The sequence below is a fragment of the Achromobacter sp. EB05 genome, from assembly GCF_044232075.1.
In the GTDB taxonomy this organism is placed as follows: domain Bacteria; phylum Pseudomonadota; class Gammaproteobacteria; order Burkholderiales; family Burkholderiaceae_B; genus Achromobacter; species Achromobacter dolens.
Genome location: NZ_CP155917.1, coordinates 1,166,512 through 1,191,422, shown reverse-complemented (window position 1 = coordinate 1,191,422; position 24,911 = coordinate 1,166,512). Strand labels below are relative to the sequence as shown.

The 24,911-nt window shown below is 65.9% G+C and carries 22 protein-coding genes; 11 read left to right on the top strand and 11 right to left on the bottom strand.

Features of this window, described 5'->3' with window-relative positions:
- Window positions 1–21 precede the first annotated feature (21 nt).
- From kdpC to dapA, 6 genes are all read left to right on the top strand, one after another.
- Window positions 22–630, top strand: a complete 609-nt coding sequence (kdpC, locus tag AAID08_RS05505; protein WP_395757434.1) for a potassium-transporting ATPase subunit KdpC — start codon at window positions 22–24, stop codon at window positions 628–630.
- Window positions 631–681: 51 nt separating this feature from the next.
- Window positions 682–3,468, top strand: a complete 2,787-nt coding sequence (locus AAID08_RS05500; protein WP_395757433.1) for a DUF4118 domain-containing protein — start codon at window positions 682–684, stop codon at window positions 3,466–3,468.
- 9 nt (window positions 3,469–3,477) lie between these two features.
- On the top strand, window positions 3,478–4,170 hold the full coding sequence (gene kdpE / locus AAID08_RS05495) for a two-component system response regulator KdpE (RefSeq protein WP_175188579.1): 693 nt from the start codon (window positions 3,478–3,480) through the stop codon (window positions 4,168–4,170).
- 194 nt (window positions 4,171–4,364) lie between these two features.
- Window positions 4,365–5,126: a TorF family putative porin gene (locus AAID08_RS05490; protein WP_064523900.1), complete on the top strand. Its 762-nt coding sequence runs from the start codon at window positions 4,365–4,367 to the stop codon at window positions 5,124–5,126.
- A gap of 219 nt (window positions 5,127–5,345) precedes the next feature.
- The gene (locus AAID08_RS05485; RefSeq protein ID WP_054501961.1) at window positions 5,346–5,591 is read left to right on the top strand and encodes a hypothetical protein; all 246 of its coding nucleotides are present in this window, start codon (window positions 5,346–5,348) and stop codon (window positions 5,589–5,591) included.
- Between the two features lie 3 nt (window positions 5,592–5,594).
- Window positions 5,595–6,494 (top strand): 4-hydroxy-tetrahydrodipicolinate synthase, encoded by a 900-nt coding sequence (dapA, locus tag AAID08_RS05480; RefSeq protein ID WP_054501723.1) that lies wholly within the window; start codon window positions 5,595–5,597, stop codon window positions 6,492–6,494.
- Here dapA and AAID08_RS05475 read toward each other — a convergent pair.
- The 4 genes from AAID08_RS05475 to icd form a co-directional block, all read right to left on the bottom strand.
- Entirely contained in the window at window positions 6,472–8,016 is a 1,545-nt protein-coding gene (locus AAID08_RS05475; RefSeq protein WP_343719008.1) for a methyl-accepting chemotaxis protein, read from the bottom strand. The genes dapA and AAID08_RS05475 overlap by 23 nt on opposite strands.
- Before the next feature lie 243 nt (window positions 8,017–8,259).
- Window positions 8,260–9,531, bottom strand: coding sequence for an O-antigen ligase (locus tag AAID08_RS05470; protein WP_175188624.1), 1,272 nt, complete (start codon window positions 9,529–9,531; stop codon window positions 8,260–8,262).
- Between the two features lie 132 nt (window positions 9,532–9,663).
- A complete protein-coding gene (locus AAID08_RS05465; protein ID WP_054501725.1) occupies window positions 9,664–10,641 on the bottom strand; it encodes a glycosyltransferase family 9 protein in 978 nt (325 codons plus the stop codon).
- A gap of 257 nt (window positions 10,642–10,898) precedes the next feature.
- Window positions 10,899–12,155 (bottom strand): NADP-dependent isocitrate dehydrogenase, encoded by a 1,257-nt coding sequence (gene icd, locus AAID08_RS05460; RefSeq protein WP_054501726.1) that lies wholly within the window; start codon window positions 12,153–12,155, stop codon window positions 10,899–10,901.
- Between the two features lie 205 nt (window positions 12,156–12,360).
- Between icd and AAID08_RS05455 the strand changes: the two genes are divergently transcribed.
- The gene (locus AAID08_RS05455; RefSeq protein ID WP_054501727.1) at window positions 12,361–12,786 is read left to right on the top strand and encodes a DUF1841 family protein; all 426 of its coding nucleotides are present in this window, start codon (window positions 12,361–12,363) and stop codon (window positions 12,784–12,786) included.
- Between the two features lie 77 nt (window positions 12,787–12,863).
- On the opposite strand, the gene AAID08_RS05450 is transcribed toward AAID08_RS05455, so the two are convergent.
- Together AAID08_RS05450 and AAID08_RS05445 are read right to left on the bottom strand one after the other, a co-directional pair.
- A complete protein-coding gene (locus tag AAID08_RS05450; RefSeq protein WP_054501728.1) occupies window positions 12,864–13,226 on the bottom strand; it encodes a cytochrome c in 363 nt (120 codons plus the stop codon).
- Between the two features lie 15 nt (window positions 13,227–13,241).
- Window positions 13,242–13,595: a cytochrome c gene (locus AAID08_RS05445; RefSeq protein WP_054501729.1), complete on the bottom strand. Its 354-nt coding sequence runs from the start codon at window positions 13,593–13,595 to the stop codon at window positions 13,242–13,244.
- 178 nt (window positions 13,596–13,773) lie between these two features.
- Between AAID08_RS05445 and AAID08_RS05440 the strand changes: the two genes are divergently transcribed.
- Window positions 13,774–14,655: a MoxR family ATPase gene (locus tag AAID08_RS05440; protein WP_064523891.1), complete on the top strand. Its 882-nt coding sequence runs from the start codon at window positions 13,774–13,776 to the stop codon at window positions 14,653–14,655.
- 19 nt (window positions 14,656–14,674) lie between these two features.
- Window positions 14,675–15,847 carry a VWA domain-containing protein gene (locus tag AAID08_RS05435; protein ID WP_395757432.1) on the top strand — a complete coding sequence of 391 codons (1,173 nt, stop codon included), beginning with the start codon at window positions 14,675–14,677 and terminating at the stop codon, window positions 15,845–15,847.
- A gap of 40 nt (window positions 15,848–15,887) precedes the next feature.
- Here the strand turns inward: AAID08_RS05435 and AAID08_RS05430 are convergent, their stop codons facing one another.
- The 3 genes from AAID08_RS05430 to AAID08_RS05420 all read right to left on the bottom strand — a co-directional run bounded on the left by AAID08_RS05430 (window position 15,888) and on the right by AAID08_RS05420 (window position 17,811).
- A complete protein-coding gene (locus AAID08_RS05430; protein ID WP_116793603.1) occupies window positions 15,888–16,445 on the bottom strand; it encodes a GNAT family N-acetyltransferase in 558 nt (185 codons plus the stop codon).
- Between the two features lie 92 nt (window positions 16,446–16,537).
- On the bottom strand, window positions 16,538–16,918 hold the full coding sequence (locus tag AAID08_RS05425) for a hypothetical protein (RefSeq protein WP_144655844.1): 381 nt from the start codon (window positions 16,916–16,918) through the stop codon (window positions 16,538–16,540).
- Window positions 16,919–17,211: 293 nt separating this feature from the next.
- A complete protein-coding gene (locus AAID08_RS05420; RefSeq protein ID WP_175142092.1) occupies window positions 17,212–17,811 on the bottom strand; it encodes a GNAT family N-acetyltransferase in 600 nt (199 codons plus the stop codon).
- Between the two features lie 110 nt (window positions 17,812–17,921).
- On the opposite strand from AAID08_RS05420, the gene AAID08_RS05415 reads away from it, so the two are divergent.
- Both AAID08_RS05415 and AAID08_RS05410 read left to right on the top strand, forming a co-directional pair.
- Window positions 17,922–20,675 carry a M16 family metallopeptidase gene (locus AAID08_RS05415; RefSeq protein WP_372413997.1) on the top strand — a complete coding sequence of 918 codons (2,754 nt, stop codon included), beginning with the start codon at window positions 17,922–17,924 and terminating at the stop codon, window positions 20,673–20,675.
- A 287-nt stretch (window positions 20,676–20,962) separates the two neighbouring features.
- On the top strand, window positions 20,963–21,352 hold the full coding sequence (locus AAID08_RS05410) for a DUF4148 domain-containing protein (RefSeq protein ID WP_343719006.1): 390 nt from the start codon (window positions 20,963–20,965) through the stop codon (window positions 21,350–21,352).
- Between the two features lie 360 nt (window positions 21,353–21,712).
- On the opposite strand, the gene dnaJ is transcribed toward AAID08_RS05410, so the two are convergent.
- Complete coding sequence (gene dnaJ / locus AAID08_RS05405) at window positions 21,713–22,843, bottom strand: molecular chaperone DnaJ (RefSeq protein ID WP_006389047.1); 1,131 nt, start codon at window positions 22,841–22,843, stop codon at window positions 21,713–21,715.
- 109 nt (window positions 22,844–22,952) lie between these two features.
- Window positions 22,953–24,878 (bottom strand): molecular chaperone DnaK, encoded by a 1,926-nt coding sequence (dnaK, locus tag AAID08_RS05400; RefSeq protein ID WP_020924906.1) that lies wholly within the window; start codon window positions 24,876–24,878, stop codon window positions 22,953–22,955.
- Between the last annotated feature and the right edge of the window lie 33 nt (window positions 24,879–24,911).

Genomic DNA, 24,911 nt, shown 5'->3' with positions numbered 1-24,911 from the left:
GTCACTGGAAAGGAACTCCTCATGAAACAAGCTCTTCCCCTGCCGCGCCAAGGCGGCATCCTGCGCCCCGCGCTGGTCGTGTTCGCCGCCCTGTCGCTGGTGACCGGCCTGGCCTACCCCTTCCTGACCACCGGCATCGCCGCCGCCGTGTTCCCGCATGAAGCGTCGGGTTCGCTGATCCGCCAGGGCGACAAGGTGGTCGGCTCGGAATGGATCGGCCAGTCGTTCAGCGCCCCCCAGTACTTCTGGGGCCGGCCGTCGGCCACCTCGCCGATGCCGTACAACGGCGCCAACTCCGGCGGCTCGAACCTGGGCCCGCGCAATCCTGCCCTGGCCGAGGCCGTGCAAGCGCGCATCGCGGCGCTGAAGGCGGCCGACCCGGACAATCCCACGCCAGTGCCGGTGGACCTGATCACGGCCTCGGGCAGCGGCCTGGACCCGCACATCAGCCCGGCCGCCGCGGCCTACCAGGCCGCGCGCGTGGCGCGTACCCGCCATCTGCCGCGTGAGAAGGTCGATGCCCTCATCGAGGCTAGCACCTCCAAGCCCTGGTTGGGCGTGCTGGGCGCCCCGGTCGTCAACGTGCTCCAGCTCAACCTGGCGCTGGACCAACTGGCGCCGGTGAAATGACACGCCGGCGTATAGTATTGCCAGCCGCTCCCCCACTTCGCTTGCGCGTTCATGGCCGACAATCCTGACGAGCGTCCCGATCCGGACGCGCTCTTGAAAGACCTCGACGACGCCGCGCGCCAGGCGGTGCGCGGCAAGTTGCGGGTCTACTTCGGCTCATCCGCTGGCGTCGGCAAGACCTACGCCATGCTGGTGGCCGCCCGCGCCCACGCCGCGCAGGGCGCCCGCGTGCTGGCCGGCATCGTCGAAACGCACGGCCGCCGCGAAACCGCCGCCCTGCTCGAGGGCCTGGCGGTACTGCCGCTCAAGGACGTCGCCTACCGGGGCCACGCGCTCAAGGAATTCGACCTGGACGGCGCGCTGGCCGCCCACCCGGACCTGGTGCTGGTCGACGAACTGGCCCACTCCAACGCGCCCGGCTCGCGCCACGCCAAGCGCTGGCAGGATATCCAGGAACTGCTGGCGGCCGGCATCGACGTCTGGACCACGCTCAACGTACAGCACCTGGACAGCCTCAACGAGGCCGTCGGCAGCATCACCGGCGTGCGGGTCTGGGAGACCGTGCCGGACGAGGTCTTCGACGCCGCCGACGAAGTCATCCTGGTCGACCTGTCGGCCGACGAGCTGCTGCGCCGGCTGAAGGAAGGCAAGGTCTACCTGCCCGAGCAGGCGCGCCACGCCACCCGCAACTTCTTCCGCAAGGGCAACCTGATCGCGCTGCGCGAACTGGCGCTGCGCCGCACCGCCGACCACGTCGACGACGACGTCCAGGCCTATCGCCGCGACCGCGCCATCGAGCCGGTGTGGCGCACGCGCGAAGCCGTGGTGGCCTGCATCGGCCCCGACGCCGACGCCGAATACGTCATCCGCAGCGCCCATCGCCTGAGCCAGCAGCTCGAATGCGACCTGCATGTGGTCACCATCGACGTGCCGCGCGCCGCGCCGCCGCCGCAGGCCGAGCAGGAACGGCTGCAACGCAGCCTGGCGCTGGCCGACTCGCTCGGCGCGCGCTGTGAAACCCTGGCTGGCGGCGACATGGTCGACGCGGTGGTGCGCTACGTGCGCCGCCACAACATCACCAAGGCCATCGTCGGCCGCACCCGCGCCAGCGGCCTGCAGCGCCTGCGGCTGTCGCTGTCGGCGCTGCTGACCGCGGCCATCAGCCCCGGCTGGCTGTGGCGCCGCCACAGCTTCGCCGACATGCTGGCCGCCGGCTGCCCCGAGATCGACATCATCCGCCTGGGCGCCCCGCCGCTGCCCGCCGCCAGCGTGCCGGGCCGCGATCCGCTGACGCTCGGGCGCCGCGGCCGACAGGCGGCCGACGAACGCGGCCCGCAGGCGCTCGCCGGCTATGCCTGGGCGCTCTGCTATTGCACAGTGGCCACGGCGCTGTCGGCGCTGGCGTTCCCCGCGCTGCACCAGACCAACATCGTCATGCTGTTCCTGCTGGCGGTGGTGGCGGTGGCGCTGCGCCATGGCCGCGGCCCGGCCGCGCTGGCCTCGGTCGTCAGCGTGGGGCTGTTCGACTTCTTCTTCGTGCAGCCGCTGGCCTCGTTCGCCGTGTCCGACGTGCAGTACCTGCTGACCTTCGGCGTGCTGCTGGCCGTGGGCCTGTTGATCGGCCAGCTCACCGCCGGCCTGCGCTTGCAGGCCCAGGCCTCGGTCAAGCGCGAGGCCGACGCCCGCAGCCTGTACGAGTTCGCGCGCGAGCTGTCATCGGCGCTCTTGCCCGAGCAGATCGTCGCGTCCGCCGGCGCCTTCGTGCACGCCACCTTCGGCTCGCGCTGCGCGCTCTATATCCTGGGCCTGGACGACCGCCTGAAGCTGGCCTCGCCCGCCGCCGACGACATGCCGCCGCTGGAATCGGCGCTGGCCCAATGGGTCTACGACCACGGCCAGCCGGCGGGCGCCGGCACCGCCACGCTGTCCAACAGCGACCTGCTGTACCTGCCGCTGAAGGCGCCGATGCGCACTCGCGGCGTGCTGGCGCTGGCGGCGCCGCGCCGCAGCCTGTTCTCGCAGCCCGACTCGCGCCGCCAGATCGAGGCCTACGCCACGCTCATCGCCATCGCCCTGGAACGGCTGCACTACGTGGAAGTGGCGCAGCAGGCGCTGGTCAGCATGGAATCCGAGAAGCTGCGAAACTCACTGCTGGCCGCGGTCTCGCACGACCTGCGCACGCCGCTCACCAGCCTGGTCGGCATGACCGACACGCTGACGCGGCGCCAGGACGCGCTGCCGGCCGACATCCAGGACACCATCCGCGCCATGCGCGACCAGGCGCAGCGCATGCACGCGCTGGTCGCCAACCTGCTCGACATGGCGCGGCTGCAGAGCCGCGACACCCCGCTGCGGCTGGAGTGGCAGTCGATTGAGGAACTGGTCGGCGCCTCGCTGGCCGCCATGCGCGAAGCGCTGGCGGCGCATCGGGTCACGGTCGACAGCCTGTCCGGGTTGCCGCTGGTCGAATGCGACGGCGTGCTGATCGAACGGGTGCTCTGCAATCTGCTGGAAAATGCCGCCAAGTACACGCCAGCCGGCAGCGCCATCCGCCTGCACGCCGTGGCGCAGGACGGCGAGCTGCGCGTCGCGGTCTGCGACAACGGCCCCGGCGTCGCGCCCGGCGCCGAACGCCGCATCTTCGAGAAATTCACCCGCGGCGAACGCGAATCCGCCACCCCCGGCGTCGGCCTCGGCCTGGCGGTGTGCGAAGCCATCGTCAGCGCGCACCACGGCCGCATCTGGGTCGAACACGCGCCGGGCCAGCAAAGCGGCGCGCAATTCGTCTTCACGCTGCCGCTGGGCACGCCGCCCCAGATCCAACCCGAAATCGCCTGAGTCCATCGCATGTTCGACTTTCAGCCCACCCTCCTCATCATCGAGGACGACGCCAATATCCGCCGCTTCGTGCGCCAGGCCCTGGAGAGCGAGGGCTGCGCGGTTTTTGAAGCCGATACCGTCAAGCGCGGCCTGATCGAGGCCGGCACCCGCCAGCCCGACGCCGTGGTCCTGGACCTGGGCCTGCCGGACGAGGACGGCATGACCCTGATCCGCGAACTGCGCGGCTGGACCGAAGTGCCGGTGCTGGTGCTGTCGGCGCGCACCGCCGAGGCCGACAAGGTGGCGGCGCTGGACGCCGGCGCCGACGACTACCTGACCAAGCCATTCGGCGTCAGCGAACTACTGGCGCGGCTGCGCGTGCTGCTGCGGCGCCATGCCCGCGGCGGCGCCGGCAGCGCCGCCGAAATCAGTTTCGGCGACGTGCGCGTGGATTTCGCCAGGCGCGTGGTCGAGCGCGGCGGCCAGCACGTACACCTGACCGCCATGGAATACCGCCTGCTGGCCGCGCTGCTGGCCCATCGCGGCAAGGTCATGACCCACCGCGAACTGCTGCGCGAGGTCTGGGGCCCATCGCACGTGGAAAGCAACCACTACCTGCGCATCTACATGGGGCACCTGCGGCAGAAGCTCGAGGCCGATCCGGCGCAGCCGGCCTACCTGCTGACCGAGATCGGCGTGGGCTACCGCTTCGCGGGCTGACGGCGGGAGCCGCACGCAAGCGCTCGAATGAGCCAGGCTTGGCCGCGCGGCGCGTTGTGTTGCCGCGCGGCGCACGGGGCAGACGCGACCTGCCGCGCCATTGATGCGCCTTTTACGCGCGCCGCGCGAGTCTTGTCTCGCCGTTTATGCCGCTTCTCCTATTGTGGCGATCCCGTCCAACACAGGAGAATTCCATGTCCCGCAACACCCTGGCCGCGCTCGCGCTGTTCGCCCTTGCCGCCCCCGTGCACGCCGCCGATGCGCCCACCGCCGGCGAGCCGGCTCCCGAGTACTCGCTGACCGCCAACGTCACCCTGGCCAGCCAGTACCGCTACCGCGGCCTGATGCAGACCAACAACCAGCCCGCGATCCAGGGCGGCTTCGATTTCACCCACGCCAGCGGCCTGTACCTGGGCAACTGGAACTCCAGCATCAGTTGGCTCAACGACAGCAACAGCAAGGTCTCGGCGCCGGTCGAAATGGACTTCTACGGCGGCTACAAGGGCAACCTGGCGCCTGACGTGCCGTTCGACCTGGGCGTGCTGCAGTACTACTACCCCGGCGACTACCCGTCGGGCTACACCAGCCCCGACACCACCGAGCTGTATGCCGGCCTGGGCTACGGCCCGGTCCTGTTCAAGTATTCGATCGCCATGACCAATCTGTTCGGCTTCGCCGACAGCAAGTACAGCCAGTATTTCGACCTGAGCGGCAACTTCGACACCGGGTTCTGGGGCCTGACGGTCAACGCCCACGTCGGCCGCCAGACGGTCCGCAACGTCACCGACGGCGCCTACACCGACTGGAAACTGGGCTTGACCAAGGACTTCGGGCAGGGCCTGGCGATCTCGATCGCCTATATCGACACCGACGCCGACCGCGCCGTCTACACCAACAGCCGCGGCCGCTACATGGGCCGCGCCACCGGCCTGCTGTCGCTGACCAAGACCTTCTGAAACGCCCGGGCGTTGACGCGCTTTTTACGCGTCTCGCCCGCATTTATCGGCAGGTTTTACGGCCCGCTTTCTATAGTGGAATCGTCATCAACCAACCGGATACGCGCGAGCCCGCCCTCACGGCTGCGCCCCCCGACCGCCATGATTCCCCGCCAAGAACGCAGCACGTACGCCTCGTTTGAACGTCCCGCTCCGGCCCATGCGCCGCAACCCGCGCAGATGGTTTCCCTGACCGTCAGGATCGACACGCTGGACGCCTTGAAGGTCCGGCTGGCCCTGCACCGCGAACTGGGCGAACGGATCGGCGTATACGTGCTGTCGGTGGATCACGCCCATGGCCAGAGCATCCTGCAACTGCATTGCGACCGCAACCAGGTCGACGCCCTGATGCACGCGGTGATGTGCGGCCTGCCCCAGGCCGAATTCGGCCCGCTGCGCCCCGCGACCGCCATCACGGTGCAATAAGCCATGGATACCCCGCTCACTCCCGCTTTCGAAGGCCTCTGGCTGCCGATGGTCACGCCGATGCGCGGTGGCTACGTCGATTGCGAAGCCGCCCAGGCGCTGGCGCGCTACTACCGCAACGCCGGCGTGGCCGGCCTGGTGCTGTTCGGTTCCACCGGCGAAGGCAACCTGCTCTCCATCCCCGAGAAGATCGAGATGATCGAGGCCATCCGCCGCGATCCGCACGCCCTGCCGCTGGTGTTCGGCGCGGGCGGCGTCGACACGCGCGGCGTGGCCGCCGCCATCCGCCGCCTGGACAAGTACGCGCCCGCCGGCTACCTGGTTCCCCCGCCCTACTACCTGGGCCCGTCACAGCAGGGCATCCTGTGGCACTACCGGCAGATCGCCTGGGCCACAGAGCGCCCCATCATCCTCTACAACATTCCCAAGCGCGCCGGCGTCACCATGACCGTCGAAACCATGGAATCGCTGGCGTTGCTGCCCAATTTCCGCGCCGTCAAGGAATGCAATGCGCCGGTGCTGATGGCGTTGAACGCACGGGGACACCTGGCGGCCCTCTGCGGCGAGGACATGGCGCTGCTCGACCATTGCCTGGCGGGCGGGCGCGGCGCCATTCCGGCGGCCGCGCACCTGTTCCCCGAGCGCTTCGTCGAAGTCATGCAACTGGCGCGCGACGGCCACGTCGAAGCGGCGCGCGAACTGTTCGAACCGCTGCGCGGCCTGATCCGCCTGCTGTTCGCCGAACCCAACCCGGCGCCGATCAAGCGCGCCCTGGCCCTGCAAGGCCTGATCGCCGACGAACTGCGCCTGCCCATGACCGGCGCCAGCCGCGAGCTGACCCCGCGTCTGCAGCGGGCCATGAGCGTGGTGCAGGGCTCCCCTAGCAGGCTGCAGACAGCTTGAACACCGCCACCGCGCGCGCCAGGTCGTCGGCCTGATCATGCAAGGTGGAGGCCGACGCCGCGAACTCCTCGACCAGCGCCGCGTTCTGCTGCGTCACACTGTCAAGGTGCGTCACCGCCTGGTTGATCTGCTCGATGCCCACGCTCTGCTCGGACGACGCGGTGGCGATCTCGCCCATCAACGGCGCACTGCTCGCCGCCGAGTGCAGCACGCTGCTCATGGTGGCGCTGGCCTGCGCGACGCGCTGGCTGCCGCGCTCGACGGAATCCGACGACGCCTCGATCAGCGTCTTGATTTCCTTGGCGGCGGTGGCCGAGCGCTGCGCCAGCGCCCGCACCTCGCCCGCCACCACGGCGAACCCGCGCCCCTGTTCGCCGGCGCGCGCGGCCTCCACCGCGGCATTGAGCGCCAGGATATTGGTCTGGAACGCGATTTCGTCGATCAGCCGGATGATCTCGTCGATCCGCTGCGAGCTCTGCGAGATTTCGCGCATCGCGTCGATCGCGTGCTGGGTCTCTTCGCTGCCCTGCCGCGCCAGTTGCGCCGACTGGCCTGCCAGCGAACTGACCTCGCGCACGTGGTCGGCGCTCTGCTTGGCGGTGGCCGTTATCTGCTCGACGCTGGCCGCCGTCTGTTCCAGCGCGGCGGCCTGTTTCTCGGTGCGGTCGTGCAGGTCCATGCTGCCGGCGGCGATCTGGCGAGAGGCCGCCGCGATCGAACCGGTGGAGTGCACAATGGTGCGCACCGCCACGTCCAGCCGCTCTTGCATCAAGGCCATGGCTTCGAACAGCCGGCCGATCTCGCCGCGATGATGGCGCGAAATGATGCTGGACAGGTCGCCGTGCGCCACCCGCTCACAGACCACCACCGCCTCGTCCAGCGGACGGATGATGTGGGAACGGAAGAACCGCAGCGCCGCCGCCAGCAGTACCACCAGCAGCACCAGCGTCACGCCGCCCTGGCGCCACAGCGTCGCGCGAAAGGCGGCGTCGACGTCATCCACGTACAGGCCGGTGAACATCAGCCAACCCCATTCCGGGTCGTAGACGGCGTAGCTGGCCTTGGGCAGCGCCTCTTCGGCGCCCGGGCGCGGAAAGTGGTATTGGACGAAGCCTCCTCCCGCCTTGCCCTGCGCGTAGAGATTCTCGAAGATCGGCAGGCCGTCGCTGTCCTTGACCGCGCGCACATTGGTGCCGGCCAGCTTGGCGTCGGGATGCACCAGCAGCGTGTAGCTGTCGTCGAACACGCCGACATAGCCGTCAGCGCCATAGCGCAACTGCGCCAGGCGCTGCGCCACGTTGTGCTTGGCCTGCTCGGGCGAGAGGCGCTCGTCGATGGCGCGCTGCTTGCCGTTGCGCACGATGCCGGCGGCCAGGTCCAGCACGTTGCGCAGTTCCGTCTTGCGCTCGGCCAGCATCTCGGCGCGCCGCTCCCAGGCATCCCATCCTCCCAGGGCCAGCACCGCGACCCCGATCGCGAGCACGAACCACAGCAGCTCCCTGCGCAAGCTTGAATTCTTCATAGACCCTCTTCTCCATACCCACCGCCGTCGGAAACCAAAGACAGTAAAATGTGACTATTTATCTGTTGCGTCTGATCAGGATAAGGGGGAGCGCCAGGGTTTTCACCGGCGAGGGGAGACTGGCTTGATCTGCGTCAAACCCGGCAGGCATTTGGAATGCGCCCCGCGCGCACAAAAAAAAGCAAGGCCGCCAGGGCCTTGCTTTGCGGGGCGACATGCGGCTACGACGGGCCGCCGGATCCGCTATCGTTTCGCCGCCAGACGCTGCTGCGCCAGCCCGGTACGGGCCGATGTCAGGGCATACAGCACCACCACCGTCAACGCGTAGATCGGCACGCTGCGCATGTTGCGGAACATCATCTCCGACAAGCTGAAGACGAAATAGCCCAGGCAGAACAGCATGCCGATCTGTGAGCCCACGTGCACCACCGGGTCATCGCTGGCGGAGCGGCGCCAGAAGACCGCGGCGGGCACCAGGTAGAGCGCCAGCATGCTGAGCAGCCCCAACAGCCCGTATCCTGCCAACGCGCCCAGCATGTCGTTGTGAGGCTCGCCATAATCGGTCGAGACCAGCTCGGTCACGATGCCCTGCTTCTGCAACTTGACCAGCTCCGGTCGGAAATTGGGCACGCCCACGCCAACCAGCGGGCTTTCGCGGAACATCAGCCAGGAAGCCTTCCAGAGCTGAATGCGGATGCCAACCGAGGTATCGCGGTCATGCTGCTCATAGCGGCTCACGTCCGACACCATATTCTTCCAGCGGCTTTCCTTGCTGTTCCAGGACAACGCCGCTCCCGCAGCCATGATCACGACCAAGGCCGCCACGAAGATGAGCTTGGTGCGGCGCTGCCATTGCCGCTTGGTCAGCAGATAAACCAGTGCGAACACCAGCAAAAGCGCCCAACTGCTGCGCGTTTGCGAGACCCAGACACCGTACAAGCAGATCGGCACCGCGGCGATTTTCAACCCGGCTTCCAACCTGGGCCAGGGCGATAACCGCCAGGGCAGCGTCAACACGGAGGCGAGGCCGAAGAAGATCGTCAGGTCGGCAAATGCCACCGCGTTGTAGCGCCCGCCATATTCGGACACCGCGCCCCGGCCCAGGCTGGGTTCGTGGATGATGTACACCAGCATCAGCGATCCGGCGAAAGCGCCGAACAGCAGGCTCCACTGCACCTGCTGCAACCAATTGCGGGGCGCTCGCAACAACATCCAGCAGACCGGCACCGCCAGGGCGAAGCGCAGCAGCTTTTCAATTTCGGAAGAACTCCAGACGCCCAGGTAGACGCTGCTGATCAACATCGCCAATAGTGGCGCCGTCAGCGCCACGATCATCGCCGACATTTCCTTCAGCGCGAAGGGTTCCGAGCGTTGGACCAGATTGGCGGCCATCGCCACCAGGGCGATCAACGCAGTCAGATAGAGGATGACGGGCCCACCTACGGCACTGGTCAAGGCCAAAGCGGGAATCAGCAGTGTCAGGAGCGCAACACCGCGCAGACATGGAATGGACATCATGGGATTCAATTCGACCTTTGGAAGGGCCAGTCGATACTTCAGGGGGAGAGGAGCCTTCGGCGCACAGGGACGAGATGGGTTATGCGGATCCGGCAGACCGTCACGCACGGCTGTCGCGCCGGGTCTAGATCAAGATCGAACGACCTTTGCGGCGGCCATGGACTTCTTGTAGTCCCGCGTCAGGCTTTCGAAAGCCGACATGACGCTGCCCGGCCGCAGCCATTCGCGCCACAAGCGATCACGCCAGCGGCCGCCCGGGATAAAAACGGGATACGCGATACGCGACATTGACCAACCCGGGCGCCAGGCCTTGGTCCGGGTGGGTCTGCCCGTCAGCGTCAGCGTCGGCACGCCCACGCTGGAGGCCAGATGGCCAATGCCGGACTCGTTGCCGATGAACCAGCCGCACTCATGAATGAATGCCGCCACGTCGGCCAGGGAGGGAGACTGCTGGATCGCCAGGCCGGCGTCGGTCAGGCAGGTCCATTCGGCGCGCTCATGAGGCGCCAGGATGAAAACAGGCTCGTAGCCTTGGCGCTGCAGGCGCAACCCCAGTTCGACAAAGTGCCTGGGCGCCCAGCAACGCTGCGCCCCAGTGGACGACGGATGCACCGCAACCCTTTTCTCGAACGCCCGGTGCCTGCCCGCCACAGGTGGACGCAGGCCGATATCGGTGCCCGCCAGCGACAACCCCAGCGCATCACGGCAGTAGTCACGGATCTGGTTGAGCTTGATGAACCCCTTGCCGGTGATCACGACATGGGCGTCGTAATAGAAATAGGACGCGGCACAATCATGCAGGGCATATGGCCAGCCGACGTGCATCTGCGCCGCGCAATCGTAGTCGGCCAGCGCGGCCGGCGCCTGCTCCCGCGGCAGCGACGGCCTGATGTCCATGCCGGGGAACCAACTGCGCAGGCCATAGGCAAAATCGCCGAAGACCGTCACCTGGCGTCCGTGCGCGGCAAGGTTGAACGCCATCGTCATCATCAACAGCGTGTCACCCAACCTGGGAGCCATCAATAGCGCTACCCGCCTGGCGTCGCGCAGGTTGCGGACGCACGCCAAGGCATCATAGGGTGGCATATTGGGAGCGGGCTGGGCCATGTCAGGGGAATATCAGCGAAACCGGGGCAGCAAAACCAAGCCAAGAGTATCAGCGGTGGAGGGAAAAATGCAGCATTTCTGAACGGCGAAATTATACTGCTGCAACAATAACACTCTGATTCTTTTTGTCTTGTTTTGGTATATTGCGACTAAGGACTGCCCCCATTTCGATCTAGATCTTCACAACGGTTGGCCGTGAAAAAGCCCGCAAGCCTTGCGGCTCACGGGCTTTCCGGTGACGAGCCCGATAATCCCGGTCACATATTCTCGATCATGACCTGGCCAAAACCGGAGCACGACACCTGCGTCGCGCCCTCCAGCAGCCGGGCGAAGTCATACGTGACCTTCTTGGACAGGATCGACTTCTCCATGCTCGAGATGATCAGGTCGGCCGCCTCGGTCCAGCCCATGTGGCGCAACATCATTTCCGCCGACAGGATCTCCGAACCCGGATTGACGTAGTCCTTGCCCGCGTACTTGGGCGCCGTGCCGTGGGTGGCCTCGAACATGGCGACCGAATCGGACAGGTTGGCGCCCGGGGCGATGCCGATGCCGCCCACCTGCGCGGCCAGCGCGTCGGAAATGTAGTCGCCGTTCAGGTTCAGGGTGGCAATGACGTCGTATTCGGCCGGGCGCAGCAGGATCTGCTGCAGGAACGCATCGGCAATGACATCCTTGACGATGATCTCGCGGCCGGTCTTGGGGTTCTTGAACTTGCACCACGGGCCGCCGTCGATCAGTTGCGCGCCGAATTCCTTCTGCAGCAGCGCATAGCCCCAGTCGCGGAAGCCGCCTTCCGTGAACTTCATGATGTTGCCCTTGTGCACCAGGGTCAGCGAGGTACGGTCATTGTCGATGACGTACTGCGCCGCCTTGCGCACCAGGCGCTCGGTACCTTCGCGCGACACCGGCTTGATGCCGATCGACGAGGTGTTGGGGAAACGGATCTTCTTGACGCCGAGCTTGGTCTGCAGGAACTGAATCAATTCCTTGGCCTGCTCGCTTTCGGCCATGTATTCGATGCCGGCGTAGATGTCTTCCGAGTTCTCGCGGAAGATCACCATGTTGGTCTTCTCGGGTTCGCGCACCGGCGAGGGCACGCCCTTGAAATACGCCACCGGGCGCAGGCAGACGTACAGGTCCAGTTGCTGGCGCAACGCCACGTTCAGCGAACGGATGCCGCCGCCCACGGGCGTGGTCAGCGGACCCTTGATCGACACCACGTAGTCCTTGACCACGTCCAGGGTCTCGTCGGGCAGCCAGACGTCCGGTCCGTAGACCTTGGTGGCCTTCTCGCCGGCGTAGACCTCCATCCAGTGGATCTTGCGCTTGCCGCCGTAGGCCTTCTGCACGGCGGCGTCCACCACCTTGATCATGACGGGCGTGATGTCGGCGCCGGTGCCGTCGCCCTCGATGTAGGGCACGATGGGCTGATCCGGCACATTCAGCGAGAAATCAGCGTTGACCGTGATCTTCTGGCCCCCAGCGGGCACCTTGATATGTTGATAGGACATGAATGCTCCATTTGCTCCGAGTGGTTTTTCTGCACGCGCGCCGCATCGGCTGGCGTGTGGTCCGCGGGCCGCGCGGCCCTGGCGAAACGCACACTGGATAGCGGATAGCAACCAATTCTATATCGCATTGCGGCCGGCGGGCGGGCGCCGTGGCGGCGGGCGGTAAAATAAAGCCCTCTCTGGCCAGCATGGCATCCGTCTGACAATGTTCAACCCCTCCCGCGACCAAGTCCGCGAATTCTTCATCGAAACCTGGCGCAAGCACCGCGCCAACGAGGTCCTGACCCCGCTGGAGGCCATGGCCCTGGACTGGATCATCGAGCATCCGGAATACCACGGCGACCTCGAAAGCCCCGAGGCCATGACCGCCGAATACGCGGTGGAAAAGGGCCGCACCAACCCGTTCCTGCACCTGTCGATGCACCTGGCCATCGCCGAGCAGTTGTCGATCGACCATCCGCCCGGCATCCGCAGCGCCTACCAGCGCCTGGTGGCGCGCACCGATGCGCACCAGGCCGCGCACGAGATCATGGAATGCCTGGGCCGGGTCGTCTGGGAAGCGCAACGCCTGGGCACTCCGCTGGACAGCGATACCTACATCGACCTGATCCGCCAGCGCGCCGAGCGCTAGCCTTACGCAATGCGAAAGCCCATGTAAAAAACCCTCGGGAGACCGAGGGTTTTTTACATGCGGGCCGGACCGTCCCGCTACTTGCGCACGCCCAGGTCGCTGGGCAGGGACGCCAGCCAGGCGGCCACATTGCTGATGTCCTGGTCGGAGAGCTGGGTGGCGAAGGCGCCCATGATGGGGTTCTTGCGCACGTTGGCCGTGGCCGCGCTGCCCGAGGCGCCGCGACGATAGGCCTTGAGCGCATGCACCAGGTAGTCGGCGTGCTGGCCGGCCAGCGTCGGATAGGCCGGGTCCACCGCTGTCTTGGCATCGGCGCCGTGGCACGAGGCGCAATTGAATTTGTCGAAGACGGCCTTGCCGGCCGCCAGGTCCTGGGCCTGGGCAGTCGCGCCCGAAATGGCCAGCGTCGCGCCCGCAAGGGCAAGCATGATGCGGTTCATTGTGATTGCCCCCGGTTATTTCAGGTTCGAGTAGTAAGCGGCCAGGTCGGCGATGTCCTGGTCGGACAGGCTGCCGGCAATGGCATCCATGGTGGGATGGCTGCGCGCGCCTTTCTTGTACTCGTTGAGGGCGGTCTCGATGTACTTGGCGTTCTGGCCAGCGATCATCGGAACGTGATAAAGCTCGGGAAACGTCGCCTTGTAGCCTTCGATGCCATGGCAACCGATGCACATGGAAACCTTGTCGCGGGCGTTCTGGACATTACCGACCGGCGCTGCATCCGCAGCTGCTGCCTGGCCGGTGATCGCACAGGATGCCAATGCGGCCAGCAGGGAAACCGAGTACTTCAGAGAGAATCGCAACTTCATTGGGATGGCTCTTCTTGGTATGGCTTGAGGACTAGGGCCTGCTCACACGAAAAGGCCCCCGGCAAACACGTTGCGGGTCGAACCCAACTGCAAAACCGCCTGATTGTACGATAATTGTCTAGGATTAATACCCAAAAATGGCCTTGATCCCCATCAACCCCGAGAAGTCCGCCGATCCATGTCCGCTGCCCAGACCGCTCCTTCCGCACCGCAAACACGCTTCGATGGCACCGATCGCTACGTTGCCACCGATGACCTCAAGCTCGCCGTCAATGCCGCGCTCACACTGCAGCGCCCGCTGCTGATCAAGGGCGAACCCGGCACCGGCAAAACCATGCTGGCCGAGGAAGTGGCGCGCGCGCTGGACCGCCCCTTGCTGCAGTGGCACATCAAGTCCACCACCAAAGCGCATCAGGGTCTTTACGAATACGACGCGGTGTCGCGCCTGCGCGACTCGCAGCTCGGCGACGAAAAGGTCCGCGACATCCGCAACTACATCGTGCAGGGCACGCTGTGGCAGGCCTTCGAGGCCGAGCAGCCGGTGGTGGTGCTGATCGACGAGATCGACAAGGCCGACATCGAATTCCCCAACGACCTGCTGCGCGAACTCGACCGCATGGAATTCCATGTGTACGAAACGCGCCAGACCATCGCCGCGCGCCACCGCCCGCTGGTCATCATCACCTCCAACAACGAGAAGGACCTGCCCGACGCCTTCCTGCGCCGCTGCTTCTTCCACTACATCCGCTTCCCCGACCGCGAGACCATGCGCGACATCGTCGCGGTGCACTTCCCCGAACTCAAGCAGGACGTGCTGCGCGCGGCGCTCGACACCTTCTTCAGCCTGCGCGACGCGCCCGGCCTGAAGAAAAAGCCGTCGACCTCCGAACTGCTGGACTGGCTGCGCCTGCTGCTGGCCGAGGACGTCAGCGCGGCGCAGATCGACGCGCACACCGCCACGGCGGTGCCGCTGATGGCTGGCGCCCTGCTCAAGAACGAACAGGACGTGCACCTGCTGGAACGGCTCGCCGCCATGACCCGCGGCACCCAGCGCCGCTGACGCCCTCCTCGCGGCCATCATGCTGATCGACTTCTTCTACCACCTGCGGGCACACAAGCTGCCGGTCTCGGTGCAGGAATACCTGACGCTGGTGGACGCGCTGCGCCAGGACGTCATGACGCCGACGCTGGACGACTTCTACTTCCTGGCGCGCACCGCGCTGGTCAAGGACGAATCGCTCTACGACCGCTACGACAAGGCCTTTGGCGCCTACTACAAGGGCATCGAGGCCGCGCTGCCGGCCGGCAAGGACATCCCGCTGGACTGGCTCATCAAGCAGTTCGAGAAGAGCCTGACGCCAGAAGAAAGGGCCGCCATCGAGAAGCACGGCTGGGACAAACTGATGGAGCTCTTCAAGGAACGCCTGGAAGAGCAGAAGGAACGCCACGCCGGCGGCAGCAAGTGGATCGGCACCGGCGGCACCTCGCCCTTCGGCAACGGCGGCTACCACCCAGAAGGCATCCGCGTCGGCGGCCAGTCGGCCGGCAACCGCAGCGCGGTCAAGGTCTGGGACATGCGCCAGTTCAAGGACTACGACGACCAGGTCGAGCTGGGCACGCGCAACTTCAAGGTCGCGCTGCGCCGCCTGCGGCGTTTCGCGCGCGAAGGCGCCGAACTCGAACTGGACCTGGACGACACCATCGCCAGCACCGCGCGCAATGCCGGCCACCTGGATCTGCGCATGGTCCCGGAGCGCCACAATACGGTCAAGGTGCTGATGCTGCTGGATGTCGGCGGCAGCATGGACGACCACATCGGCCGCGTCGAGGAACTGTTCTCCGCGGCGCGCAGCGAGTTCCGCAACCTCGAGGTCTACTACTTCCACAACTGCCCGTACGAAAGCCTGTGGCAGAGCAACCGCCGGCGCCAGAATGAACGCTTCGACACTTGGGACGTGCTGCGCAAGTACAACCCCGACTGGCGCCTGATCATCGTCGGCGACGCCACCATGAGCCCCTACGAGATCCTGCAGCCGGGCGGCTCGGTCGAGCACTACAACAAGGAACCGGGCGCACATTGGATGCGCCGGCTGCTGGATGCCTGGCCCAAGTCCGTGTGGCTCAATCCCGAGCCCACCGCGTCGTGGCAGTACCGTCAGTCGATCGCGCTGATGCGCGACATCATGCAGGACCGCATGTACCCCGTGACGGTCGCCGGACTGGAGCAGGCGATGCGGGTGCTGTCGAAGTAGCGCGACGGCCACGCAGCAAGACGCGGTCCCGGCGACGCGCTCAGCCGTCCACCGGCTGCGCCGGGGTATCCAGGGTCAATTGGTAGAACGCCAGGTCGAGCCAGCGGCCGAACTTGAAGCCGGCCTCGCGGATGGTGCCGGCATGCACGAATCCGAGCTTCTCGTGCAGCTTGATGCTGCCCAGGTTGGCCGCGTCGATGCCGCCGATCATCAGGTGCACCTGGTTGGCGCGGGCGCGTTCGATGAGCACGCGCATCAGCGCCTCGCCCAAGCCCCGCCCGCGAAAGCGGCCGTCGACGTAGACCGAATGCTCGACCGAATACTTGTAGGCCGGCCAGGCGCGGAACGTGCCGTAGCTGGCGAACCCCATCAGCTCGCCCGCCGCGTTCTCGAACCCCACCACCGGAAAACCTCCGCCGGCCTTGGCCTGGAACCAGCCCAGCATCGCCTCGCGCGGACGCGGCCTGTAGTCATACAGCGCGGTCGAGGTGGCAATGGCCTCGTTGAAGATGGCCAGAATCTGGTCCGCATGGCGTTCGTGCGTGCAGTCGACCAGGATGGCGCCGTCCGGGGCGCGGTTATCAGCGTGGGAAGTCATGCTTCGGATTGTAGCGAGCCACCCCGATCGCAAGATAAAAAAAACCGGCGATCTCGCCGGTTCAGTGAGGGGACTGCCGCTTCTGGCCACTCTCAGGCGGCGCGGCTCTCCACAGATCGGCTGGCACTGTCGGCCATGCTGCGCATCCCGGGACACTGGCGCCAGGACAATTCGTCCGCATCCATGTCCAGGTCGAACAGGTCATTGGCCGCGGGCCACGGATGCTGGCGCGCCTCGGCGCCCTCCATCTCGAGCACGTGCCCGGCAAAGCCTCGCGGCGACCCTCCGCACTCGGCGAAATAGCGCTGCGTGCTCAGGTCCACCACGTAGGTGGTCATGTCATGGGTCAGTATGGCCACGAATTGGCCGTCATCACTGGCATAAGCGTACTGAAACTGCCCTTTGATGCGGTCGCCGCTCATGGGGCTGCCGGTCAACTGGGACAAGGCACGCGTGACGATCTCGGTCAGCATGGGTCGTTCCTCCGAAAGATGCGCCGGCAGGATGCCGGCGGCGAAGGCGCGAACAACAAGCACCGTCGTCGCCCGCGAGGCGGGGACGCGCGATCCGGCATGCGACCGGCGCGGCCCGGCGGGGCGGCGGCTGGCGTTGGACGGGAAACCTGTAGACGGCTGTCGCGCATCCCGTCGACAACAGCAACTACGTTCCGCAAAGCTTACACCCGCGCCCGTCCCGATCTCAAATCGGCCGCGCCACGCCAGGATGTTGCATCGCAACATCCCGGCATGACGGGGCCGGCCGACGCTTATGCAGCGGCAAACGGCTCCCTGCCTGCGCCTGCGTCACCTTTTTTTTGTGCATGCCACGCCTCTCGCGCCAGCCGGTACAGCACGTGCGTCTTCAAGGGGTGGCCGTCCGGCACCGCCGGATGCTCGAAGCGCTGTGCGTCTTCGCGCATGCCCAGACGCCGCATCACCGCGCGCGATGGCTCGTTTTCCGGCACCGTGAACGCCACGATCTCGGGCACGCCGATCTGCTCGAACCCCACCCGCAGCGCCGCCTGCGCGGCCTCGCTGGCATAGCCCCTGCCCCAGTACGGCACCGCCAGGCGCCAGCCGATTTCCACGCCCGGCGCGAACGGCAGCGTCGGCGCCAGCGCCTTGATGCCTACGAACCCGATGAACGGCGCCACGCCCGGCGCCTCGACGGCCCAGAAGCCCCAGCCGTATTCATCGATGCCGGCGGCCAGCCGGTCGGCCAGCGCGTCGCTTTCCGGCGGGGTCATCGGCAACAGGTAGCGCGTCACGCGCGCATCGGTGTTCATGGCCGCGAACGGCTTGCGGTCGGCCGCCAGCCACTGCCGCAGCACCAGGCGGGGAGTCTCGATTTCAAGGGATAGCGACATACAAGATTTTCCGGACGGAACGACGGGCCGGCGCGCCAGGGGCGCAGCCCTGAACCATTCACACCGTATACACTCCAACGGATTCTGCCATGCCAAAGGAATAGTCCGCCATGCGCCTGTCCATATCGAAGCTGCCGCGCCCCCTGGGCGCGCTGCTGTTCTCATCCTTCCTGGCCTTCCAGGCCGGAGCCGCCAGCCTGCCGGCCGGCGTCACGGAGGCCGCCTCGATTGAAGGCATCACCGAATACCGCCTCAGCAACGGCCTGCGCGTCCTGCTGGTGCCCGACGAATCCAAGCCCTCGACCACGGTCAACATGACCTATCTGGTCGGCTCGCGCAACGAGAACTACGGCCAGACCGGCATGGCCCACCTGCTCGAACACATGCTGTTCAAGGGCACTTCCACCACCCGCAACGCCATGGGCGAATTCTCGCGCCGCGGCCTGCAGGCCAACGGCTCGACCTCCAGCGACCGCACCAACTATTTCGCCAGCTTCGCCGCCAATCCCGACACCCTCAAGTGGTACCTCGGCTGGCAGGCCGACGCCATGGTCAATTCCCTGATCGCCAAGGAAGACCTCGATTCCGAAATGACGGTGGTGCGCAACGAGATGGAAAGCGGCGAGAACAGCCCTTTCCGCATCCTCATGCAGAAGATGCAGGCGGCCGCGTTCCAGTGGCACAGCTACGGCAAGAACACCATCGGCGCCCGCTCCGACGTCGAAAACGTCGACATCGGCCAGTTGCGCGCGTTCTATCATGAGTACTACCAGCCCGATAACGCGGTGCTGATCGTGGCCGGCAAGTTCGATCCGCAGGCCACGCTGGCCGACATCGAGGCCACGCTGGGCAAGCTGCCCAAGCCCGAGCGCAAGCTGCCGCCGGAATACACCGTCGAGCCGGCCCAGGACGGCGAACGCGCCGTCACGCTGCGCCGCACCGGCGGCACGCCGCTGGTCGCCGCGATGTACCACATCCCGGCCGCCGGCAGCCCCGACTTCGTGCCGTTCGACCTGGCCACCACCATCCTGGCCGATACGCCGTCGGGCCGCCTCTACCACGCGCTGGTGCCGACCAAGCTGGCCTCGGGCGTGTTCGGCTTCACCATGGAAAACCTGGATCCGGGCCTGGCCATGTTCGCCGCCCAGTTGACCCCGGGCAAGAACCAGGACGCCGCCATGAAGGCGCTGACCGGCACGCTGGAAGATCTCGGCAAGAAGCCCTTCACCCAGCAGGAACTGGACCGCGCGCGCAGCAAATGGCTGACCTCCTGGGAGCAGACCTACAGCGATCCCGAACAGGTCGGCGTGGCGCTATCCGAGGCCATCGCCGCCGGCGACTGGCGCCTGTTCTTCCTGCAGCGCGACCGCGCCCGCAAGGCCACGCTGGCTGAGGTGCAGCGGGCCGCCACCACCTACCTGGTGCAAAGCAACCGCATCGAAGGCCGCTACATCCCGACCGACAAACCGGTGCGCGCGCCGCAGACCCAGCGCGTCGATCTGACGGCGGTGTTCAAGGACTACAAGGGCGATCCCGACTTCAAGGCCGCGTCCGCCTTCGATCCCACCCCGCAGAACATCGACCGCCTGACCCAGCGCAAGACGCTCGACCTGCCCAACGGGCCGGTGCAGCTGGCGCTGCTGCCCAAGGCCACGCGCGGCAACCGCGTGCAGGCGCAGATGCTGATCCAGTTCGGCAACGAGAAAGACCTGCTCGGCCAGCGCGTGAACTCCAGCGCCGTGGCCGACCTGCTGACGCGCGGCACCGCCAAGCTGTCGCGCCAGGACATCCAGGACCGCCTCGACAAGCTGCAGGCCGAGCTCGGCTTCAGCGGTGGCGGCACCACGCTCAAGATCGCCATGTCGACCAAACGTGAAAACCTGCCCGAACTGACCCGCCTGGCGCTGGACATCGTGCGCAACGCCAACTTCCCCAAGGAACAGCTCGAGGAATACCAGCGCCAGCTCGAAACCTCGATCCAGAACGCCATGACCGAACCGCAGGCCCTGGCCGGACGCGCCCTGGCCCGCCAGGACAATCCGTGGCCCGCCGACGACCTGCGCTACGTGCCGACGTTCGAGGAATCGCTGGCCGGCGTGCGCGCGCTGAACCGCGATGCGCTGGTCAAGTTCCACGCCAAGTTCTATGGCGCCGGCAAGATCGAATATTCGGCCGTGGGCGATTTCGAGCCCGAAGCCGTCGAAAAGGCCGTCAAGGATGGCCTGGCCGGCTGGAAGCGCGCCCCCGCCTACACCCGTGTCGGCAATCCGTACCGCGACATCCCCGCCAAGCAGTTCGACATCGAGACCCCGGACAAGGCCAATGCGTTCTACATCTCGCGCATGCCGCTGAAGTTGCAGGATACGGACGCGGACTACCCGGCCCTGTACCTGGCCAATTACCTGTTCGGCGCCTCGGAAACCTCGCGCCTGTGGAACCGTGTGCGTGAAACCGAGGGTCTGTCCTACAACGTGCGCAGCTCGCTGTCGGTCTCGTCGTTCGAACCCAGCGCCAGTTGGACCATGTACGCCATCTACGCGCCGCAGAACCGCGAGCGCCTGGAAAAGGCCATCGGCGAGGAACTGGCCCGCGTGCTCAAGGACGGCTTCAGCGACAAGGAGATTTCCGACGGTATCACCGCGCTGCTGAACTACCGCAACCTGGCCCGCGCCCAGGACGACGTGCTGGCCGGCACCTGGCTCGACTATCTGCAGCGCGGTCGCACCTTCGAATGGTCGGCCGAGATGGACAAGAAGATCAGCGCGCTCACGCCCGACACGGTCAACGCCGCCCTGCGCAAGTACCTGCGTCCCGACGGCTTCAGCACCGCGGTCGCCGGCGACTTCAAGAAAAAGACGCCCTGAAGCCAGGTCTTCCTGGCATCCCAAGCCCCCTGCCTCGGCAGGGGTTTTTTTTGCCCCAAAGCGCATCTCGCGCCGTTCATGGGGACGGGACACCTGCATAACCATGCCATAGACGGGGAAATATCTTATCCAAATGTTTATTACCCATCCATTTGGAAAGATGTTTTCAAGATATACGGGTTTATCCCAGGTGGGATGACGCGCACAATTCAGTCATCGGGAACAAACAACGAACCACGACGGAGGGCCGCCGGATTCGGCCCCGTCTAACAACATTGGAGGTCATTATGAAAACCCTGACGACTACCCTTCTGATTTCCCTAGCCCTGGCTGGCGCTGGCGCGCAAGCCGCCGGTGTCGAACAAGCCAAGTCGAGCGCCCAGGTGGCGACCGAACTGCAACAGGCCAAGGTCAGCGGCCAATACACCTTTGGCGAACTGGACTACCCCCCCGCCCTGCCCCAGGCCGCCAGCCTGAGCTCGCAGGAAGTGCAGGCCCAGTTGCAACAAGCCAAGACCAGCGGCGAATACACCTTCGGCGAACTGCAATACCCGCCGGTCGTGGCAGCGCCCGCCGCCGGCAAGAGCCGCGCCGAAGTCCAGCAGGAACTCGCCCAGGCCAAGGCCAGCGGCCAATACACGTTCGGCGAGCTCGAATACCCGCCGATCACCCGGTGAGCTGCTTGCTGTAGCCCGGCCGGCCCCGGGCGGCATCATGGCTCGGGGTCGGTTTTTTCCGGCAACGGCGGCAGAACTGTAGCAGTGGAAGTAGCAGGACCTGTAGTAGCAGTACGAAGTCTGTTTTGGAAGAGGCAGCAACTGTAGTTAGCAAGACCCGTAGTTAGCAGCACCCGTAGTCAGCAGTACGAAGTCTGAAGCAAGAAATAGCAGTACCCGTAGTGAAACCGCGGCGCAAGCCGCGGTTTTTTTTTCGCCCCGACGTCGTGCCGCCTGCCGCAATGAAAGCGGCCCAGGGTCCGGATACCTCCAGACCCTGGGCCGTGGTCCGCCGCAATGGCGGGAGTCAGGTCAGCCGATTCAGCTGAAGAATTCCTTGACGCGATCGGTCCAGGACTTGCTTTGCGGCGAGTGGCGGTCGCCCCCGTCGTTCAGCGAGGCCTCGAACTGGCGCAGGATGTTCTTCTGGTCGTCGCTCAGGCGCACCGGCGTCTCGACCACCACGTGGCAGTACAGGTCGCCCGGATAGCTGCCGCGCACGCCGCGGATGCCCTTGCCGCGCAGGCGGAAGGTCTTGCCGGACTGCGTGCCCTCGGGGATCGAGATCTCGGCCTTGCCGCCCAGGGTCGGCACCTGCAATTCACCGCCCAGCGCCGCCGTGGTGAACGGGATGGTCAGCTCGCAGTGCAGGTCGTCGCCGTCGCGCTGGAAGATCTTGTGCTGCTTGATGTGGATTTCCACATACAGGTCGCCCGGCGGGCCGCCATTGATGCCCGGCTCGCCATTGCCGCTGGAGCGGATGCGCATGCCGTCGTCGATGCCGGCGGGGATCTTGACCTGCAGGGTCTTGTTGCGGCGGATGCGGCCGACGCCATCGCAGGCCACGCACGGGTCGGTGATTTCCTTGCCGTTGCCGTGGCAGGTCGGGCAGGTCTGCTGCACGCTGAAGAAGCCCTGCTGCATGCGGACCGCGCCAGAGCCGCCGCAGGTGCGGCAGGTCTTGGGCGAGGTGCCGGGTTTGGCGCCGGAACCGTGGCAGGTGTCGCAGTTTTCCCAACTCGGTACGCGGATCTCGGTGTCGAAGCCGGCCGCGGCCTGCTCCAGCGTGATCTCCAGCGCGTACTTCAAGTCGGCGCCGCGATACACCTGCGGACCGCCGCCGCGACGGCCACCGCCGCCACCGCCAAAGATCTCGCCGAAGATATCGCCAAAGGCGTCGGCGAACCCGCCGCCCATGCCGCCACCGCCCATGCCCGCGGCGTTGGGATCGACGCCCGCGTGGCCGTAGCGGTCGTACGCGGCGCGCTTCTGTTCATCGCCCAGGACCTCGTAGGCTTCCTTGGCTTCCTTGAACTTCTCTTCGGCTTCCTTGCTGTCCGGATTGCGGTCCGGATGGTATTTCATGGCCAGCTTTCGATAGGCCTTCTTGAGTTCGTCGTCCGAAGCGTTTTTCGCCACGCCCAGGACGTCGTAATAGTCGCGTTTTGCCATGATCGGTGGGCTCGGGGGAGAGCCTTCTTTTCAGTGCTACAGAATGAGTTCGCCCGGTAGGCGGATTTCTCCGGCTACCGGGCGGCAGAGGCAGGTCAGCGCCCGGCCATTATTGGTCGCGCTTGACTTCCTTGAAGTCGGCGTCGACGACGTTGTCGTCCACCGGCTTCGCGTTGTCGGCGGCCTGCTGCTGGCCGGCCGCTTGCTGCGCCTGCATGTCGGCGTACATCTTTTCGCCGAGCTTCTGCGAGGCGGTCGACAGGGCTTCGACCTTGGCGTCGATGGCGGCCTTGTCGCCGTCCTTCAGCGTGTCTTCCAGCGCCTTGATGGCCGCTTCGATGCTTTCCTTCTCGGACGCCTCGAGCTTGTCGCCGTACTCGGTCAGCGACTTGCGGGTGGCGTGCACCAGCGCATCGGCCTGGTTGCGGGCCTGGGCCAGCTCGGCGACGCGGTGATCTTCCTCGGCGTTGGCCTCGGCATCCTTGACCATGCGCTGGATCTCGTCTTCCGACAGACCCGAGTTGGCCTTGATGGTGATCTTGTTTTCCTTGCCGGTGCCCTTGTCCTTGGCCGACACGTGCAGGATGCCGTTGGCGTCGATGTCGAACGTGACTTCGATCTGCGGCATGCCGCGCGGCGACGGCGGGATCCCTTCGAGGTTGAACTCGCCCAGGGCCTTGTTGCCCGCGGCGATTTCGCGCTCGCCCTGGAACACCTTGATCGTCACGGCCGGCTGGTTGTCATCAGCGGTCGAGAAGGTCTGCGAGAACCGGGTCGGGATGGTCGTGTTCTTCTGGATCATCTTGGTCATCACGCCGCCCAGGGTTTCAATACCCAGGGACAGGGGGGTGACGTCCAGCAGCAGCACGTCCTTGCGGTCGCCCGACAGCACGGAACCCTGGATGGCGGCGCCAGCGGCGACGGCTTCGTCGGGGTTCACGTCCTTGCGCGGATCCTTGCCGAAGAATTCCTTCACCTTTTCCTGGACCTTGGGCATGCGGGTCATGCCGCCGACCAGGATCACGTCGTCGATGTCGGAAACCTTCACGCCGGCGTCCTTGATGGCCACGCGGCAGGGTTCGATGGTGCGTTCGATCAGTTCCTCGACCAGCGCTTCCAGCTTGGCGCGCGTGATCTTCAGGTTCAGGTGCTTCGGACCGGAGGCGTCGGCCGTGATGTACGGCAGGTTGATCTCGGTCTGCTGGCTCGACGACAGCTCGATCTTGGCCTTTTCGGCGGCTTCCTTCAGGCGCTGCAGGGCCAGCACGTCCTTGGACAGATCAACGCCTTGTTCCTTCTTGAACTCGCCGATGATGTAGTCGATGATGCGCTGGTCGAAGTCTTCGCCGCCCAGGAAGGTGTCGCCGTTGGTCGACAGCACTTCGAACTGCTTTTCGCCATCGACGTCGGCGATTTCGATGATGGACACGTCGAACGTGCCACCGCCCAGGTCATAGACGGCGATCTTGCGGTCGCCCTTTTCGGTCTTGTCCAGGCCGAAGGCCAGCGCGGCCGCGGTCGGCTCGTTGATGATGCGCTTGACTTCCAGGCCGGCGATGCGGCCGGCGTCCTTGGTGGCCTGGCGCTGGCTGTCGTTGAAGTAGGCCGGCACCGTGATGACGGCTTCGGTCACTTCCTCGCCCAGGTAGTCCTCGGCGGTCTTCTTCATCTTGCGCAGCACGTCGGCCGACACTTGGGGAGGCGCCATCTTCTTGCCGCGCACTTCCACCCAGGCGTCGCCGTTGTCGGCCTTGACGATGGCATAGGGCATCAGGTTGATGTCCTTCTGCACCGCCTTTTCCTCGAACTTGCGGCCGATCAGGCGCTTCACCGCGTACAGGGTGTTCTTGGGGTTGGTCACCGCCTGGCGCTTGGCGGGCGCGCCCACCAGGGTTTCGCCGTCGTCCATGTAGGCGACGATCGACGGGGTGGTACGGGCGCCTTCGGCGTTTTCGATGATCTTGACCTGACCGCCGTCCATGACAGCCACGCAGCTGTTGGTCGTGCCCAGGTCGATGCCAATAATTTTGCTCATGGTCGGGTTACCTTGGATAAATCTATGAAATTG

What these genes read in the sequence shown, in the direction of transcription:
- kdpC (WP_395757434.1), top strand. Translation starts at nt 22, where the DNA reads ATGAAACAAGCTCTTCCCCTGCCGCGCCAAGGCGGCATCCTGCGCCCC.
- AAID08_RS05500 (WP_395757433.1), top strand. Translation starts at nt 682, where the DNA reads ATGGCCGACAATCCTGACGAGCGTCCCGATCCGGACGCGCTCTTGAAA.
- kdpE (WP_175188579.1), top strand. Translation starts at nt 3,478, where the DNA reads ATGTTCGACTTTCAGCCCACCCTCCTCATCATCGAGGACGACGCCAAT.
- AAID08_RS05490 (WP_064523900.1), top strand. Translation starts at nt 4,365, where the DNA reads ATGTCCCGCAACACCCTGGCCGCGCTCGCGCTGTTCGCCCTTGCCGCC.
- AAID08_RS05485 (WP_054501961.1), top strand. Translation starts at nt 5,346, where the DNA reads ATGGTTTCCCTGACCGTCAGGATCGACACGCTGGACGCCTTGAAGGTC.
- dapA (WP_054501723.1), top strand. Translation starts at nt 5,595, where the DNA reads ATGGATACCCCGCTCACTCCCGCTTTCGAAGGCCTCTGGCTGCCGATG.
- AAID08_RS05475 (WP_343719008.1), bottom strand. Translation starts at nt 8,016, where the DNA reads ATGAAGAATTCAAGCTTGCGCAGGGAGCTGCTGTGGTTCGTGCTCGCG.
- AAID08_RS05470 (WP_175188624.1), bottom strand. Translation starts at nt 9,531, where the DNA reads ATGTCCATTCCATGTCTGCGCGGTGTTGCGCTCCTGACACTGCTGATT.
- AAID08_RS05465 (WP_054501725.1), bottom strand. Translation starts at nt 10,641, where the DNA reads ATGGCCCAGCCCGCTCCCAATATGCCACCCTATGATGCCTTGGCGTGC.
- icd (WP_054501726.1), bottom strand. Translation starts at nt 12,155, where the DNA reads ATGTCCTATCAACATATCAAGGTGCCCGCTGGGGGCCAGAAGATCACG.
- AAID08_RS05455 (WP_054501727.1), top strand. Translation starts at nt 12,361, where the DNA reads ATGTTCAACCCCTCCCGCGACCAAGTCCGCGAATTCTTCATCGAAACC.
- AAID08_RS05450 (WP_054501728.1), bottom strand. Translation starts at nt 13,226, where the DNA reads ATGAACCGCATCATGCTTGCCCTTGCGGGCGCGACGCTGGCCATTTCG.
- AAID08_RS05445 (WP_054501729.1), bottom strand. Translation starts at nt 13,595, where the DNA reads ATGAAGTTGCGATTCTCTCTGAAGTACTCGGTTTCCCTGCTGGCCGCA.
- AAID08_RS05440 (WP_064523891.1), top strand. Translation starts at nt 13,774, where the DNA reads ATGTCCGCTGCCCAGACCGCTCCTTCCGCACCGCAAACACGCTTCGAT.
- AAID08_RS05435 (WP_395757432.1), top strand. Translation starts at nt 14,675, where the DNA reads ATGCTGATCGACTTCTTCTACCACCTGCGGGCACACAAGCTGCCGGTC.
- AAID08_RS05430 (WP_116793603.1), bottom strand. Translation starts at nt 16,445, where the DNA reads ATGACTTCCCACGCTGATAACCGCGCCCCGGACGGCGCCATCCTGGTC.
- AAID08_RS05425 (WP_144655844.1), bottom strand. Translation starts at nt 16,918, where the DNA reads ATGCTGACCGAGATCGTCACGCGTGCCTTGTCCCAGTTGACCGGCAGC.
- AAID08_RS05420 (WP_175142092.1), bottom strand. Translation starts at nt 17,811, where the DNA reads ATGTCGCTATCCCTTGAAATCGAGACTCCCCGCCTGGTGCTGCGGCAG.
- AAID08_RS05415 (WP_372413997.1), top strand. Translation starts at nt 17,922, where the DNA reads ATGCGCCTGTCCATATCGAAGCTGCCGCGCCCCCTGGGCGCGCTGCTG.
- AAID08_RS05410 (WP_343719006.1), top strand. Translation starts at nt 20,963, where the DNA reads ATGAAAACCCTGACGACTACCCTTCTGATTTCCCTAGCCCTGGCTGGC.
- dnaJ (WP_006389047.1), bottom strand. Translation starts at nt 22,843, where the DNA reads ATGGCAAAACGCGACTATTACGACGTCCTGGGCGTGGCGAAAAACGCT.
- dnaK (WP_020924906.1), bottom strand. Translation starts at nt 24,878, where the DNA reads ATGAGCAAAATTATTGGCATCGACCTGGGCACGACCAACAGCTGCGTG.